Origin of the sequence: Pseudoalteromonas sp. SR41-4, from assembly GCF_014163985.1 — a bacterium.
GTDB classification, from domain to species: domain Bacteria; phylum Pseudomonadota; class Gammaproteobacteria; order Enterobacterales; family Alteromonadaceae; genus Pseudoalteromonas; species Pseudoalteromonas rhizosphaerae.
The window spans coordinates 1-15,462 of record NZ_JACJEI010000032.1 but is presented as its reverse complement, the minus strand read 5'-3'; the positions used below and the strand labels follow the sequence as shown (position 1 = coordinate 15,462).

Annotated in this window: 13 protein-coding genes; 6 read left to right on the top strand and 7 right to left on the bottom strand. The window is 39.1% G+C overall.

The window, feature by feature from the left end; all coding sequences use genetic code 11:
• Window position 1: 1 nt before the first annotated feature.
• From glyQ to dnaA, 5 genes are all read right to left on the bottom strand, one after another.
• Window positions 2-904 carry a glycine--tRNA ligase subunit alpha gene (glyQ, locus tag H5180_RS19545; RefSeq protein ID WP_182758890.1) on the bottom strand — a complete coding sequence of 301 codons (903 nt, stop codon included), beginning with the start codon at window positions 902-904 and terminating at the stop codon, window positions 2-4.
• A gap of 143 nt (window positions 905-1,047) precedes the next feature.
• The gene (gene gyrB, locus H5180_RS19540) at window positions 1,048-3,474 is read right to left on the bottom strand and encodes a DNA topoisomerase (ATP-hydrolyzing) subunit B (RefSeq protein ID WP_145241719.1); all 2,427 of its coding nucleotides are present in this window, start codon (window positions 3,472-3,474) and stop codon (window positions 1,048-1,050) included.
• Between the two features lie 12 nt (window positions 3,475-3,486).
• Complete coding sequence (gene recF, locus H5180_RS19535) at window positions 3,487-4,581, bottom strand: DNA replication/repair protein RecF (protein ID WP_145241717.1); 1,095 nt, start codon at window positions 4,579-4,581, stop codon at window positions 3,487-3,489.
• Between the two features lie 6 nt (window positions 4,582-4,587).
• Complete coding sequence (gene dnaN / locus H5180_RS19530; RefSeq protein ID WP_145241715.1) at window positions 4,588-5,691, bottom strand: DNA polymerase III subunit beta; 1,104 nt, start codon at window positions 5,689-5,691, stop codon at window positions 4,588-4,590.
• A gap of 13 nt (window positions 5,692-5,704) precedes the next feature.
• On the bottom strand, window positions 5,705-7,096 hold the full coding sequence (gene dnaA / locus H5180_RS19525; RefSeq protein WP_145241713.1) for a chromosomal replication initiator protein DnaA: 1,392 nt from the start codon (window positions 7,094-7,096) through the stop codon (window positions 5,705-5,707).
• Window positions 7,097-7,603: 507 nt separating this feature from the next.
• On the opposite strand from dnaA, the gene rpmH reads away from it, so the two are divergent.
• The 5 genes from rpmH (at window position 7,604) to mnmE (ending at window position 11,707) form a co-directional block, all read left to right on the top strand.
• Window positions 7,604-7,738: a 50S ribosomal protein L34 gene (gene rpmH / locus H5180_RS19520; protein WP_004335215.1), complete on the top strand. Its 135-nt coding sequence runs from the start codon at window positions 7,604-7,606 to the stop codon at window positions 7,736-7,738.
• Between the two features lie 7 nt (window positions 7,739-7,745).
• Window positions 7,746-8,171, top strand: a complete 426-nt coding sequence (gene rnpA, locus H5180_RS19515; RefSeq protein ID WP_145241711.1) for a ribonuclease P protein component — start codon at window positions 7,746-7,748, stop codon at window positions 8,169-8,171.
• Window positions 8,172-8,297: 126 nt separating this feature from the next.
• Window positions 8,298-8,573 carry a membrane protein insertion efficiency factor YidD gene (gene yidD, locus H5180_RS19510; RefSeq protein WP_064668255.1) on the top strand — a complete coding sequence of 92 codons (276 nt, stop codon included), beginning with the start codon at window positions 8,298-8,300 and terminating at the stop codon, window positions 8,571-8,573.
• 8 nt (window positions 8,574-8,581) lie between these two features.
• A complete protein-coding gene (yidC, locus tag H5180_RS19505; protein ID WP_145241709.1) occupies window positions 8,582-10,216 on the top strand; it encodes a membrane protein insertase YidC in 1,635 nt (544 codons plus the stop codon).
• Window positions 10,217-10,342: 126 nt separating this feature from the next.
• A complete protein-coding gene (gene mnmE / locus H5180_RS19500; protein ID WP_145241707.1) occupies window positions 10,343-11,707 on the top strand; it encodes a tRNA uridine-5-carboxymethylaminomethyl(34) synthesis GTPase MnmE in 1,365 nt (454 codons plus the stop codon).
• Between the two features lie 438 nt (window positions 11,708-12,145).
• Here mnmE and H5180_RS19495 read toward each other — a convergent pair whose 3' ends face one another.
• A complete protein-coding gene (locus tag H5180_RS19495; RefSeq protein WP_182758889.1) occupies window positions 12,146-12,652 on the bottom strand; it encodes a hypothetical protein in 507 nt (168 codons plus the stop codon).
• Between the two features lie 11 nt (window positions 12,653-12,663).
• On the bottom strand, window positions 12,664-15,198 hold the full coding sequence (locus H5180_RS19490; RefSeq protein ID WP_182758888.1) for a hypothetical protein: 2,535 nt from the start codon (window positions 15,196-15,198) through the stop codon (window positions 12,664-12,666).
• 98 nt (window positions 15,199-15,296) lie between these two features.
• Here H5180_RS19490 and H5180_RS19485 point away from each other — a divergent pair.
• On the top strand, window positions 15,297-15,462 hold a 166-nt coding region (locus H5180_RS19485), incomplete at its 3' end, for a transposase family protein (protein ID WP_182740696.1).

The window sequence follows — 15,462 nt, the reverse complement described above, 5'->3', positions numbered from 1 at the left end:
CTTACTTATCCTTACACAACGGGAAACCAAGCGCTTCGCGTTTGTCATAATAACTTTGTGCACACGCTTTAGATAATGCACGAACGCGCAAGATATAACGCTGGCGCTCTGTCACCGAAATAGCGTGACGTGCATCCAATAAGTTAAATGCGTGTGATGCTTTCATTACTTGCTCATAAGCAGGTAATGGTAAGCTTGCTTCAATTAGCTTTTGGCTCTCAGCTTCGCATTTATCAAACTGGGCAAATAAATCGTCAACATTTGCATGCTCAAAGTTATAAGTTGATTGCTCAACTTCGTTCTGATGGAATACATCACCGTAAGTAACACGGCCCATTGGGCCATCAGCCCATACTAAATCGTAGATGCTATTTACGCCTTGAATGTACATAGCTAAACGCTCAAGACCATAAGTGATCTCACCAGTAACAGGAGAGCACTCTAAGCCCCCTACTTGTTGGAAGTAGGTAAACTGGGTTACTTCCATACCGTTTAACCAGATCTCCCAACCAAGACCCCATGCGCCTAGCGTAGGTGATTCCCAGTTGTCTTCAACGAAGCGTACTTCGTCAGTAAGGGTATCAATGCCAACAGCCGCTAATGAGCCTAAATATAGCTCTTGGATGTTATCTGGTGATGGTTTTAATACAACTTGGAACTGGTAGTAATGTTGCAGGCGATTTGGATTCTCACCATAACGGCCATCGGTAGGACGACGACATGGTTGCACATACGCGCTCGACATTGGTTCAGGACCAATAGACTTTAAAAATGTTTGCGGATGAAATGTGCCTGCACCAACTTCCATATCAAGTGGCTGAATAATGACACAGCCTTGCTGTGCCCAGTAATCCTGTAAAGCCAGGATCAAACCTTGAAAGGTTTTAACGTCATATTTTTGCATATTTGGCTTTTAGTATCTGCTGTGATGTAGCGTGAAAATTACCTTCAGTATACCTTGTGCGTAGTCATGTTTTAAGCAGTTTGTGCAATTGAGAAAATAAAAAAGGAGCCTAAGGCTCCTTTTTTGTAATTACTATAATTTAATTATACGTCTAAGTTAACTACACGTAGTGCATTCGTTTCTATGAACTCACGACGCGGCTCAACTTGGTCACCCATCAAGGTTGCGAATAATTGGTCTGCACCAACAGCATCTTCAATGGTTACTTGTAACATGCGACGCGCTGAAGGATCCATGGTAGTTTCCCACAGCTGACTTGGATTCATCTCACCTAGTCCTTTATAGCGCTGGATATATAGCCCACGCTTAGATTCTGCGATCAACCATTCCAATGCATCCACAAAGTTATCAACAGCTAGAGTCTTCTCACCACGTTGAATATAAGCACCTTCACTTAAGATATTGGCAATGTTAGTACCAGTTACTGCGATGCGTTTATAATCACGTGAAGAGATAAAGTCATGGCTTAGTACGTGTGCCTTATCAACACCGTGTTGGCGAATATTGATAACTGGGTAATATAAGTTACGTTCAGTATCATGCTCTGTTGCAGCAGCGAAGATAGTTGCATCTTCATCACGTGCGACTAAGTCATCGACTAACGTTTTGGTCCACTCGATTACTTTAGCTTCATCGGCTAAATCAGTTTCGTTTAGCTCTGTTTGATAAATCAAACGTTCCATAACCGTATTCGGGTATTTACGTTTTAAGCGCTCAATAACTTTAACTGTGTTTTGATAATCATGAACGATAGCCTCTAAAGCTTCACCTTCAAGTGCAGATGCATCAGCACCGGTATAAAGTGCGGCACCATTTAATGCTAATGAAGTTAGGTATTCGACAAGTGCTGGATCATCTTTAATATAGCGCTCTTGTTTACCTTTTTTCACTTTATAAAGTGGTGGTTGAGCAATATAGATATAACCACGTTCAACGATTTCTGGCATTTGACGGTAGAAAAAGGTCAATAGTAACGTACGAATGTGCGAACCATCGACGTCAGCATCGGTCATGATAATGATGCGGTGATAGCGTAATTTTTCAGGGTTATACTCATCGCGACCAATACCACAACCAAGGGCTGTAATTAACGTGGCAACTTCTTGTGAAGATAACATCTTATCAAAACGCGCTTTCTCTACGTTTAGTATTTTACCTTTAAGCGGAAGAATCGCTTGATTCTTACGGTTACGACCCTGCTTGGCTGATCCGCCAGCAGAGTCCCCTTCCACTATATATAGTTCAGACAGGGCTGGATCTTTTTCTTGGCAATCCGCTAACTTACCAGGTAAACCTGCTAAGTCCATTGCGCCTTTACGACGAGTCATTTCACGGGCTTTACGCGCCGCTTCACGAGCACGAGAAGCATCAATGATTTTACCAACAACTATTTTTGCATCTACTGGATTTTCTAATAAGAATTCAGTGAATTTCTCAGCCATTGCCTGTTCTACAGCTGATTTAACTTCGCTTGAAACTAGCTTATCTTTGGTTTGTGATGAGAACTTAGGATCAGGAACTTTAACACTAACAACTGCAGTTAAGCCTTCACGGGCATCATCGCCTGTTGCATTACTGGTTGTTTTAGCTTTTTTGTTAAAGCCTTCTTTTTCCATATAGTTGTTAAGTGTACGAGTTAGCGCAGATCTAAAACCGGCTAAGTGAGTACCACCATCACGTTGTGGAATGTTGTTTGTAAAACAGTAAATGTTTTCTTGGTAAGCATCATTCCACTGCATTGATACTTCAACGCTAATACCATCTTCTTCACGTTCATGAGTAAAGTGGAATACACCTTTATGAATAGGTGTCTTGTTACGGTTTAAATACTCAACGAAGGCACGAATACCCCCTTCATATTTAAAGTGGTCTGTTTTATTTTCTTCGCGTTCATCATTTAAAATAATACTCACACCTGAATTCAGGAATGATAACTCGCGTAAGCGCTTAGCTAAAATATCGTAATGGAAATCTAAATTTGTGAAAGTCTCACCACTTGGCCAAAAACGAAGTTCAGTACCTGTGGTTTCTGATTCGCCAATTACAGCTAGTGGCGCATCAGGAACACCCATAGTGTAAAATTGCTCATGTAACTTGCCTTCACGACGAACTGTTAGCTTTAATTTTTCTGAAAGCGCATTTACTACTGAAACACCAACACCGTGTAAGCCGCCTGATACTTTATATGAGTTATCATCAAACTTACCACCAGCATGTAGTACTGTCATAATTACTTCAGCAGCTGACACGCCTTCTTCTTCATGAATTGAAGTTGGAATACCACGGCCGTTATCTCGAACAGAGACTGAACCATCTAAATGAATTGAGACAAAGATGTCATCACAATGACCTGCTAAGGCTTCATCGATAGAGTTATCAACGACTTCAAACACCATGTGGTGTAAGCCTGTGCCATCATCGGTGTCCCCTATATACATTCCAGGACGCTTTCTTACTGCGTCTAATCCTTTTAGTACTTTAATACTCGACGAATCGTAATTCTCAGACATGGTTAATCCCACTTATCTTGTTATTAGGTTGCCATGTTTCACGTGGAACATTTGTAGTTCTCGTTGCATGGGTTCCACCACAGCAGAAATACTTTCAGATTGAATTGTAGAGATAAATATTTGAGAGCTACAGTGCGACAATAACTGTCCTACTTTCTCTTTCGTATCTTCCCCTAACTCTGAAGGTAGATCATCTATTAGCAATATTGATTGCTTTTCTGTCTCTGACTCAATCAAACTATTTTGCGTTACTTTTAACGCATAAAGCAATAGTTTCAATTGACCGCGTGAAAAGGTGTTTTCCACACTATTGCCAGCGACACTAAAACTGAAATCAGCTTTATGCGGCCCTTTATTTGTAAAACCTTGGCGACTATCACGCTCAAAGCTTTGTTCGAGAGCGTCGGCTAGAGATTCATTTTCTTTCCAACCAGCATAAAAACTTATTTCTAAATCGCGTATAAGCGTTAATTCTGCACACATTTTATCAAAAAATTGCTGCTTAAACCTACTTATATACGCAATTCGTAAATTATTTATTTGGTCTGCCAGTCTAACAAATTCTTTATCCCAAAACTTGATTTGATCAAAATAATTCTTAGGCTTACTTTTCAATAATGCATTACGTTGCTTTAATACTTTATTGAAAGATTGCCACAAATAAAAAAAGTCTTGTTCCACGTGGAACAATCCTAAATCTAAAAATTTTCGGCGTTCTTTTGGACCTCCAAAAAACAACGAATAGCTTTCAGGGGTGATCACTTGTACTGGCATTAACTGGGCAAGTTCAGACACTCGACGACTAGACTTACCCTGTATTTTTAATTCGGTCTCACCACTTAAAGTCTTACTAATACCGATTGGAATTGATAAGTTATAAAGTGATTTACGACCATGAATGGTGAATTTTTCTTTATGGTGCGTAATGATACTTTTGTGTTTTGGGGTGCGGAAAGACTTGCCATGAGAAAGGTAATAAATAGCCTCAAGAAGGCTGGTTTTGCCACTGCCATTTTCACCATAAATTATGTTAATACCATTCACTGGCTCTACAGTGAGTGCCTCAATATTCCGAAAATTATTGAGGCTCAAATGACTTAAACTCATAGTGCCTTATAAGCGCATTGGCATAACAACGTACATGGCTTCTTCATCGCCAGCACCTTCTATCAATGCACTACTATTTGAATCAGCAAGCGTAAATAAAACGTCTTCTGTTTTTAATGTATTTAATACATCTAAAACATACGATACGTTAAAGCCAATTTCTAAGTCATCACCTTGATAGCTCACTTCAACCACTTCCTCAGCTTGCTCTTGCTCTGGGTTGTTGGCGGTAATTTTTAATAGTCCGTTCGATAAGTTTAACCGTACACCTCTAAACTTCTCGTTCGATAAAATAGATACCCGTTGAAACGCACTGCGTAACCATTCACGATTTGCGGTAATCACTTTATCACCACCACGTGGCAATACTCGGCGGTAATCAGGAAAACGCCCATCAACTAATTTACTAGTAAAAGTAAACTCTGTATCTAAAATACGAATATGATTTGCACCAAATTGAATTGTCACCAACTCATCATCAGCAACCATTAGCCGCATAATTTCTTGTACGCCTTTACGCGGAATTATTAGCTGACGTTGAGTGTTTAACGATTGCGTTAATTGTTTTTGCGCAATTGCTAAACGGTGACCATCAGTAGCCACTGTTTTTATATCAGTATTATCTACTTCAAACGACATACCATTTAAGTAATAGCGTACGTCTTGATTGGCCATCGAAAAGTGAGTGCTTTCAAGTAACTTTCGCAGTTCTAAGCGCGTTAGTTGAAATTCAACTTCACCGTCCCACTGCTCAAGATTAGGAAAGTCTTCCGCAGCGAGTGTAGTTAATGAAAAGCGACTTTTTCCACTGGTCAGTAATAGTTGGTGATCTTGACTGCTCAACGTTAAATCTGAACCGTCTGGCAGACTTTTACAAATATCGAGTAATTTTTTAGCTGGCAAAGTCAATTTAGTATCAGCGGTATCATCGCCAACAAAAACCTTTGCAACAAGTTCAATTTCAAGGTCTGTGCCTGTCATTGAAAGCTCGCCATTTTCAACCTCTAACAAAACGTTAGATAAAATTGGCAAGGTATGCTTGCGTTCAATTGCGCCGGATACTTGCACCAAAGGTTTTAAAAATTGTTCTCTTGATATAGTTATTTGCATAATAAAGTCAGCCCTAAGATGACAATGTTCTTATTAGGTTTTGGTAATCTTCTTTCACTTCGTGGCTTTCATCACGTAGTGATTTAATCTTTCTGCAAGCATGCAATACTGTAGTGTGGTCGCGGCCACCAAAGGCATCACCAATCTCAGGTAAGCTGTGATTGGTAAGTTCTTTAGACAGTGCCATAGCAACTTGACGAGGTCTTGCGATAGAGCGGCTGCGGCGCTTAGATAGCAGGTCTGAGACACGAATACGATAATATTCAGCAACCGTACGTTGAATATTGTCTATCGTGACCAGTTTGTCCTGCAAAGCGAGCAAGTCACGTAATGCTTCTTTTACAAAGTCGATCGAAATTGGTCGACCAGTAAAGTTTGCATTAGCAATCACACGATTAAGCGCGCCCTCTAACTCACGCACATTTGAACGTAATTTTTTAGCGATAAAAAAGGCCACTTCGTGAGGTAAATTTATTTTACTCTGCTGGGCTTTTTTCATCAAAATAGCCACTCGCGTTTCAAGCTCTGGCGGCTCAATCGCGATGGTTAAACCCCAACCAAAACGTGATTTAAGGCGATCTTCAACCCCTTCAATCTCTTTTGGATAACGATCTGAGGTTAAAATAATTTGTTGGTTACCTTCAAGTAATGCATTGAAAGTATGAAAGAATTCTTCTTGTGAGCGTTCTTTGTTAGCAAAAAACTGAATATCATCGATCATTAAAGCATCAACACTGCGGTAATAACGCTTAAATTCTTCAATAGCATTATTTTGCAGGGCTTTAACCATATCTTGCACAAAGCGTTCTGAGTGCATATAAACAATTTTTGCATCTGGCTTATTTGCCATAATGCCATTGCCAACCGCATGTAATAAATGCGTTTTACCTAAACCCGTTCCACCATATATAAATACCGGGTTAAAGGCAGCACCAGGATTATCCGCAACTTGCGTCGCAGCAGCTTTTGCTAACTGGTTAGATTTACCTTCAACAAAACTATCAAAGGTGTAGTTTTCTTTAATGTTTGATTTGTAACCAGACTTAGGAGCAGGCTCAACCACAGCTTTAGCTGCTTTTGGTTGCTGCTTTGCTGCCGGCTGATTCATCGGGGTCGCAGAGCCAGTTGTTGCAGGCGCAATCACTTGCGCATTGTGGATTGGCTTGCTACCTACATCAAAGCGTAACTCTGGCGCTTCATCCTTACAAATCTCAACAAGTAATTCATTAATTCGGTTTAAGTACTTTTCTCTTACCCAATCAAGCACAAAGCGATTAGGTGCATAAATCGTCAGGGTATCTTCGGTACTTTCTGCTTGTAGTGGTCTTACCCACATACTGAACTGCTGCGAAGGCAGTTCATCTTGCAATACATATAAACAACTTTGCCAAACCGACAGATACACAGTTAAACTCCCAAAGACTTAGTATTTATTCCCGGTCATCTTTAGTGTCCGGAAATCATACATTTATTACTATTATTTAGGCAATTTATTAACCCAAGACCGAGTATTATGAATGCACTTTATCCACAAGTACAAGATTGATTTTTTTGAAAAATATGATCTGGCTAAAAAAAACAAGCAAGACGTTGATTTTTAATAGCAATTATTTTTAACTTCAAAGTATGATCATAGCAAAAAAGGGCTTGGATCGCGATCAAATTATGTGATCTATTTTACTTACCCCAAGCTTTTATGCACTTTTTATACAGAGCCTGTGGAAAACTTCTTTAATATAAGGATCCTAGCAGATCCTGCCAACAGATCTATTATCGCCCCTCTATTATAAATGCGATTATGGTTGACTTTAAGGCACTTCATCGATAATATCTCGCGCTCGCAATGGCACCTGTGCCAGGATCGCGACCTGCATAGGATGTTTTAACCTTTAACCGATCGGATGGAATTGTTATGAAAAGAACTTTTCAACCTAGCGTTTTAAAACGCAAACGTGCACACGGTTTCCGTGCTCGCATGGCAACTGTAAATGGCCGTAAAGTATTAGCTCGTCGCCGCGCTAAAGGCCGCAAAGTTCTTTCTGCTTAATATATAAGTGGAAGACTTTAACTTTGGCAGGGAGTTACGTCTGTTAACTCCCTCGCATTACTCTCGCATCTTTAATGAACCCGCTCGGGCCGCAACTCCTTTCTTTACCTTATTAGCAAAACCCAATGACCAAGCAAAACCTCGCTTAGGACTCACTGTCGCTAAAAAACGGGTTAAAAAAGCTTGCCAACGAAACCGTATTAAACGTCTTGCTCGCGAAAGTTTTCGTTTAAACCAACACACTATTGATAATGTCGATATTGTGCTGATGGTTAAAAGTGGTATTGATGAACAGTCAAATGAAGAGCTAACTAAACAACTCACTAAATTATGGCGCAAGATTAACGAACGCTGTAAACCTGGTGCACCAAAACCACCGCCGTTTAAAAAACGCCCCAACAAATCGGCTAAATCCAATAAACAGAGCCAATAGCAATAGAATTACATGGTTAATTAAGGTATCTTTAGCTCACCTTTTAATCATGCATTTAAAATTCCATTTTGGGCGTTTAAATTCATGGTATCCATTCACTAAATATTACGCAGAGGCTTGAACATCATGAGGTTACTAAAACCACTTGTTGCTTTTCCTAAGCGCTGTTTAGTGTTATTAATTCGTGGTTATCAAAAGTGGATTAGTCCGCTGTTAGGTCCGCATTGTCGCTTTAATCCAACCTGCTCTAGTTATGCTATTCAAGCAATTAATTTGCATGGATCTGTAAAAGGGAGTTGGTTAGCGGTTAAACGCATATTAAAATGTCATCCTTTACATTCAGGTGGGGATGATCCCGTACCTGAAAAATTAACCCATATTAACCACCAACACGAGAAATAAGAGCTGTTATGGAATCGCAACGCACGTTTTTATTCATCGGCCTGATGCTTGTATCGTTTTTATTGTTCCAAGAGTGGAATAAAGACTACAACGCACCAAAAGTCGATCCTAGTGCCAACACACAAACACTACAAACTAATTCCCCTGACTCCGATGATTATGTTCCATCATCAACCGATGGTGAATTACCTACTGCAGCAACAACCGCGAAACGTTCAGTTATTGAAATTACGACTGACGTATTCAAAGTTAAAATTGACACCCGTGGTGGTGATATTGTTGAAGCTGACTTACTGCAATACGAAGAAACAAAAGGCAGCGAAACGCCTTATATGTTACTTGGTGAGTTTGATGGTAAACAATATTTCTCTCAAAGTGGTTTAATAGGCTTAAATGGCCCAGATGCATCTGCAGAAGGTCGCCCGGTTTATCACTCTGAGCAAAAAACATTTGCTTTAACAGGTGACGAACTTCGCGTACCACTTACATTTACTGATAGCAAAGGTGTTAGTTTTACTAAAACGTATGTATTCAAAAAAGGTCAATACGATGTTGCTTTAGAATACTCAGTAAATAACACCACCGCAGAGCCAATTCAAGTACAGCTGTATACGCAAGTAAAACGCACAGTACAAGATAAAGGCAGCTTAGTTGACCAAAACTACTTAGGTGCTGCCTATGGTTCTGCTGAGGAAAAGTACGAGAAATATAGCTTTTCTGATATGGCCGACAAAAACCTTAGCATTAATACGCAAGGTGGTTATATTGCTTTTATTCAGCACTACTTTGTAAGTGCGTGGGTTCCTTCGCAAGAACAGCAAAATACCCTTTACAGCTTAATTGCTAAAGGCAACGCAGCAATTATTGGTGCTAAAGGTGAGCCGATAAATGTACAAGCGAACCAACAAGCAACTCTTGGTGCAACTTACTATATGGGCCCTAAAGAGTCGGATATACTTGAAGCTATTCATCCGAACTTAGATTTAACTGTCGATTACGGTTGGTTATGGTTTATCTCACAGCCGTTATTTATACTATTAAAATGGCTACATAGCATACTAGGTAACTGGGGTGTGGCAATTATCGCCATTACTGTGATTGTTAAATCAGCAATGTACCCACTTACCAAAGCGCAATATACGTCAATGGCGAAGATGCGTGCCCTACAGCCTAAAATGGCTGCATTAAAAGAAAAGTTTGGTGATGACCGTCAAAAATTCGGCCAAGCAACCATGGAAATGTACCGCAAAGAGAAAGTAAACCCTATGGGTGGCTGTTTCCCTATTTTGCTGCAAATGCCAATTTTCTTAGCGCTATTTTATGTATTCTTAGAATCAACAGAACTGCGTCATGCTGAATTTATTTTTTGGTTAACTGACTTATCTGCGAAAGACCCATACTACGTACTACCAATCTTATTTGGTGCCAGTATGTTTATTACTCAGAAGCTACAACCAATGACGGTAACTGATCCGATGCAACAAAAGATGATGACCTTTATGCCGGTTATCTTCTCAGTGTTCTTCCTTTGGTTCCCATCTGGTCTAGTACTTTACTGGTTAGTATCAAACCTTATCTCTATCGCACAGATGCTGATCATCTATCGCGGTATGGAAAAGCAAGGAATAAAAGTCAGGGGCTAATTTGCTCAGTTACTTAAATTAAGGCGACCATTGGTCGCCTTTTTTATTGCCCGCTATTCGCCAGTCATAACTGCATAGGTTACAATACGCCCATACCATTACTCTTTAAGTTGGCAAACTATTAGCATGATCAATCAAGACACAATTGCAGCACAAGCAACCGCACCTGGTCGTGGTGGCGTTGGTATTATTCGCGTTTCTGGCAGTTTAGTAAAAACCGTCGCCGAACAGATTATTGGTCGTTGCCCTAAGGTGCGTTACGCCGATTACGTGCCATTTAACAGTCTTGCTGGCGAGCAACTTGATCAAGGTATTGCTATTTATTTTGCCGGGCCAAACTCTTTCACTGGCGAAGATGTACTTGAACTACAAGGCCATGGAGGTCCTGTAGTACTGGATATGCTACTTAAAGAAATTAGCCAAATTGAAGGTGTGCGATTAGCAAAGCCAGGCGAGTTTTCTGAGCGCGCCTTTATGAACGACAAAATGGACTTAACCCAAGCAGAAGCAATTGCTGACTTAATTAATGCCACTTCAGAACAAGCAGCCAAAAGCGCCTTACAATCACTCCAGGGCGAGTTCTCTAAGCACATTGATACCTTAGTTGAAAAAGTCATTCACTTGCGTATGTACGTTGAAGCGGCCATTGATTTTCCCGATGAGGAAATAGACTTTTTATCTGACGGTAAAGTCTCTGGTGATCTAAATGCCATTATCACTCAGCTAAGCAATGTGACCAATCAAGCAAAACAAGGCAGCATTATGCGTGAAGGTATGCGCGTGGTGATTGCTGGGCGCCCTAACGCAGGCAAATCTAGTTTACTAAATGCACTTGCAGGGCGTGAAGCCGCTATTGTTACTGAAATTGCCGGCACCACCCGTGACGTACTACGAGAACACATTCACATTGATGGCATGCCGCTACATATTATAGATACTGCAGGCCTGCGCGAAAGCCCAGACCGCGTTGAGCAAATAGGCATTGAACGCGCATGGGATGAAATAAAACAAGCCGACCGCGTGTTGTTTATGCTTGATGGCACTGATACCAAAGACACTGACCCACATGCTATTTGGCCAGAGTTTATGGCAAAACTACCTGCCGGTATGGGCGTAACCGTGATCCGAAATAAAGCCGATTTATCGGGTGACGAAGTCGGTATGAGCGAAAACCAGCAATATCCAGTGATCAGCTTAAGTGCTAAAAATGCTGATGGTATAGAGTTAGTTCGTACTCACTTAAAGGCATGTATAGGTTTTCAGGGAGCTACCGAAGGCGGCTTTATGGCCCGTCGTCGTCACTTGGATGCACTCGATAGCGCAGCTCATCATTTACAAACTGGCAAAGACCAATTAGAGATGCATATTGCCGGTGAGATCCTAGCTGAAGAACTACGTTTAACACAAAACTACTTAAACGAGATCACCGGTGAATTTACCTCTGACGATCTACTTGGCAAAATTTTCAGCTCGTTTTGTATCGGTAAATAACAAGGTAAACTAAAGGAAACAAACATCCAACGAAAGTTAAAATATCTAATTTATTCATAAATCTAATAGATTTTTAATCTTTCAATAGTTTCCTTTAGTTACATAATATGGGTCTTGAATGGCCCACCACTATCTTTGTTATGGGCCACTATTGGTCCACCAAAGAGGAAGTTATTATAGATCGTAAACGAAAAGAGGCTATGACCACCCTACCAAGTCTATTTCAATAAGGGATATTAGGTTGGGAAATATGGGAAAGTATAATAAAAACAAATTAATATAGTTTTTTATATTCCCTCTTTCCCGCTTTATTTGAAAAGCCAGTCAAGCTAGAAATCGCCCAAAGGGTTACGAAATAAGGGGTGCCCGGCTTGAAAGGTTCCGATTTATGGCTTTACAGGATTTGAAAGGAGTGGTTTTTATACACGATTAATTGTGTCAATTCTCATTTTTGATCAATTCCTTCCAATTTATGTAGGGCCCTAAACGATCTAGAGTACTTGTATCAAGGAACCTGCCTTTTAATTCTTGCTTACAATCTGAAATGCACTCATTTATGACATCAAAAATATCTTCATTTGTGGGGCTTCTATCAAAGCTAACTTCTGGAACTAATTTGTGTGTTTTAAATACAAATAGTTTTTTCCTTGTTTTTACAATTCTTTTTTTATTGTCTTGCCAATATTGAGCTCTAACTTGATTACCAAGTATATAAATTTCTAAATAACCGATGATTTCATTATATTCCCAAGAACCACCAAAGTTTTCATCTAAGTGACTTTTGAAATTTAAATACCAATTCCTATCACTTTTAGCATAAGCTCTTTTAAATTCACCATCAGGGCCTCCAAACATTACCTTTTCAGAAAACAAATCTTTTTGTTTGTTATATTTCCCCCTTTCAATACGATATACAGGTATCGTAATTATTTCTACTCCCCTCATTATGCAGCTCCTCATTTAGTAAAACCGTTAGTTATAAACCAATTATCTAGCCTATCTATCTGCACGAATTCAGTCGGAACGGGATATGGTGTTACATACATACACCAATAGGTATTTTTACTAACATAGAGCTCTTCAATTACTACATCACTACTATTTGTGACGGCGGGCCATTTTAATAGCTCTCTTAATTTTTCTAGGTTTTTTAATAAAAACTCTCTCCTTTTAGCTATTTTACATAAATGGCTTTTACCTTTAGATTTATCAAACATTTTTTCCTGTAACCGCTTTGAGTCCTTTATACAAAATGATGGTTGAACGTACTTACACTCAATAGTGAGCCAACGATTTTCATTTGGCCAATATGCTAGGACATCATAGTCACCAACGTCGTCAAAATTCTCTGACTTGAAGCGTCTTTTGAAATCGATACCGCGTAAAACATAATTCGAGTATCTACGCACAACTTTTTCAGATGCGTACTCAAGATCTTTTTCAATGCTCTCTTTAATTCTCCTGACAGATCCATTTATCAATTTAGAGCTTTGTTCCGTAGGTAGGTATCCTTCAGCTATAGCTCCAGCCCAAATATTTCGAGCCTGTTCTGCCATACCAGCTCCCCACAACAAATCATTACTCCCTAAGAGTGGAACAATAGGCCTTAATGTATACCTGTAAGCCCTCTTGTTATGCTCCCATACAGGAACATCTGGTTCCTTAGTATTTTTTCCAAACAAAATTAGAGTTTTCTTTGGTTCTAGAGTGAGGAAGTTAATAGCATTATTTATTGCATTTCGATTAGATTCGCCTAAAGCCATTGATATAACATTTACCAACTCTCTTGGCTCGCTTTGATATATAAATGACTCTTTCACGCCTTCTTTATATTGTGTCCACTTTGACATAACCGAGAGCACTTCAATCATCAATGTAAATTTAAAACCTAAATCTGTTTCAAACGCAGAATCCAAACTAGGAACAAACCGTTCAAGCTTTGAGCTTACCTGGTCTTCTTCATTTAAACCTTTTCCAAGTTTGATCTCTGATTCTAGTCGAGTAAACTTTTTTTCTTGGTCTTCGCGTTCTTTTGAATAGAAAACTTCTGGAATAAAGTCGTCATTAATTTCTATTCCAGCTACTTGAATTCCATTATGTAAAATATCACTAGCAGAATATAGAACACTTAACCAATCAACTTTTCCAATCAATTCTTGAAAATTTTGAAGTTTACAATTAATTCCTCCATCCCACTCCATACCAACACAAAACTCTATTAGGTATCTTATATTTTGAGAGTCCTTAGAGTTTTTATCTTTAGTTTCATGAAGCTTTTCTTCTCGATCATATGCAACTTCATGCTTCAAACTCTGTATAATTCGCTGCTGGAACTCCTTAGATTTTACAAATAACTTCTCATGTTGGGTTACACATAGCTCTATCAGCTTAACCCTGTTAAAACTCTGTATTTTCCTATGAATATCAACCCTAAATTTATCTCTTGCATCATTTATTATTTTCTTAGCAGCGCTTAGTTCATAGCGACCTGGTTTCACCCCCAAACTTTTTAAAATAATAGCTAACTCTTTTCTAGCTAATTTATAATCTCGAGGATTTGCAGTCTCATAATCTGAATACTCAGGTAAGGAAATATTTTTTTCAATTGCATTAATCAAAACCCTTGGGGATCTAGAACAACTTTCTTTGATAGCTTTAGCTACATTCTCTGGATAATCTGAGTTAGCTAATGTTCTCAGCATAACAATTAACTCATGAACAGCTTTTGCTTGTGCTGAAGCATCTTTAGCTTCACGAAAGTGAGCAAAAATAGAGCTTAGATTAAAGTTGGTAGTTAATTCTAATACTTCATTATCTTTCTTTGTTAGATGATAATTTGTTAAGAAGTCGCTATTTAATGCATCCGTGATATTTTTATCATCATATTTAGCCGGAGCAGCAATACAATTAATCCTAATAAAGCTTCTGCAAAATATATTTAGGCTCGAAATTAATTCCTCTCTTTGCTTAAGTGCATCAGTAAAAGCTTCTAAAGCAAGGGTAAGAATTTTAGCATCTTCGATCTCTAAATTTTCACTAATGTTCACACTGTAAAAGTGAACTTCACACTCACCAATTACTGTATACCAAGAGATTGTGAAGTCATCTTTGGCTATTATTGAGTAAATCTCATCATAATTACTTTCCAAACACCAAGACTTATATTTTACTGGAAATTGTTTTGGGGCTTTACACCAGTACTCTTTTAGCTTACCAAATCGCCAATCACAACCGTAATGAGGGTCTAACATTATATGAGTCGGTTCATTTGCTCCGTCGACTAAAACAGAATGCGAATCAACATAGGCTGCAAGTTTGTCTACAGGGCCTGATAAACCGAAAGTAAGTTCATCTTGTTGTAGGTAGTTGAAAAAAGAAATAAGTGATTTTGAATCATCTAGTGAAGAAAATATTGTCACAAAGTCATATAGAGAAAGTAGTACCGACCCCTTAATTGGTAAATCTAAAAACTGATTTTGAGTTGTAACCACCGAAGAAACATATAAAAAAGCTAAAGTACCCAGGGCAAGATCACGAACTTTACCTTGACTTAAAAGTATGATCTTATACTCCTTTTTAAGGAGCCCCCATGCCTGATATTCAACTATTTAAATATTTCGAATCAATTGACGACCCTCGCCAGCAGGGTAAAGTTGTCCATAAACTTTTTGATATCATATTCTTAGCTGTCAGCGCTGTCATATCTGGGTGCCAAGGCTGGGAAGATATTGAAGATTTTGGCCATGATAGATTAG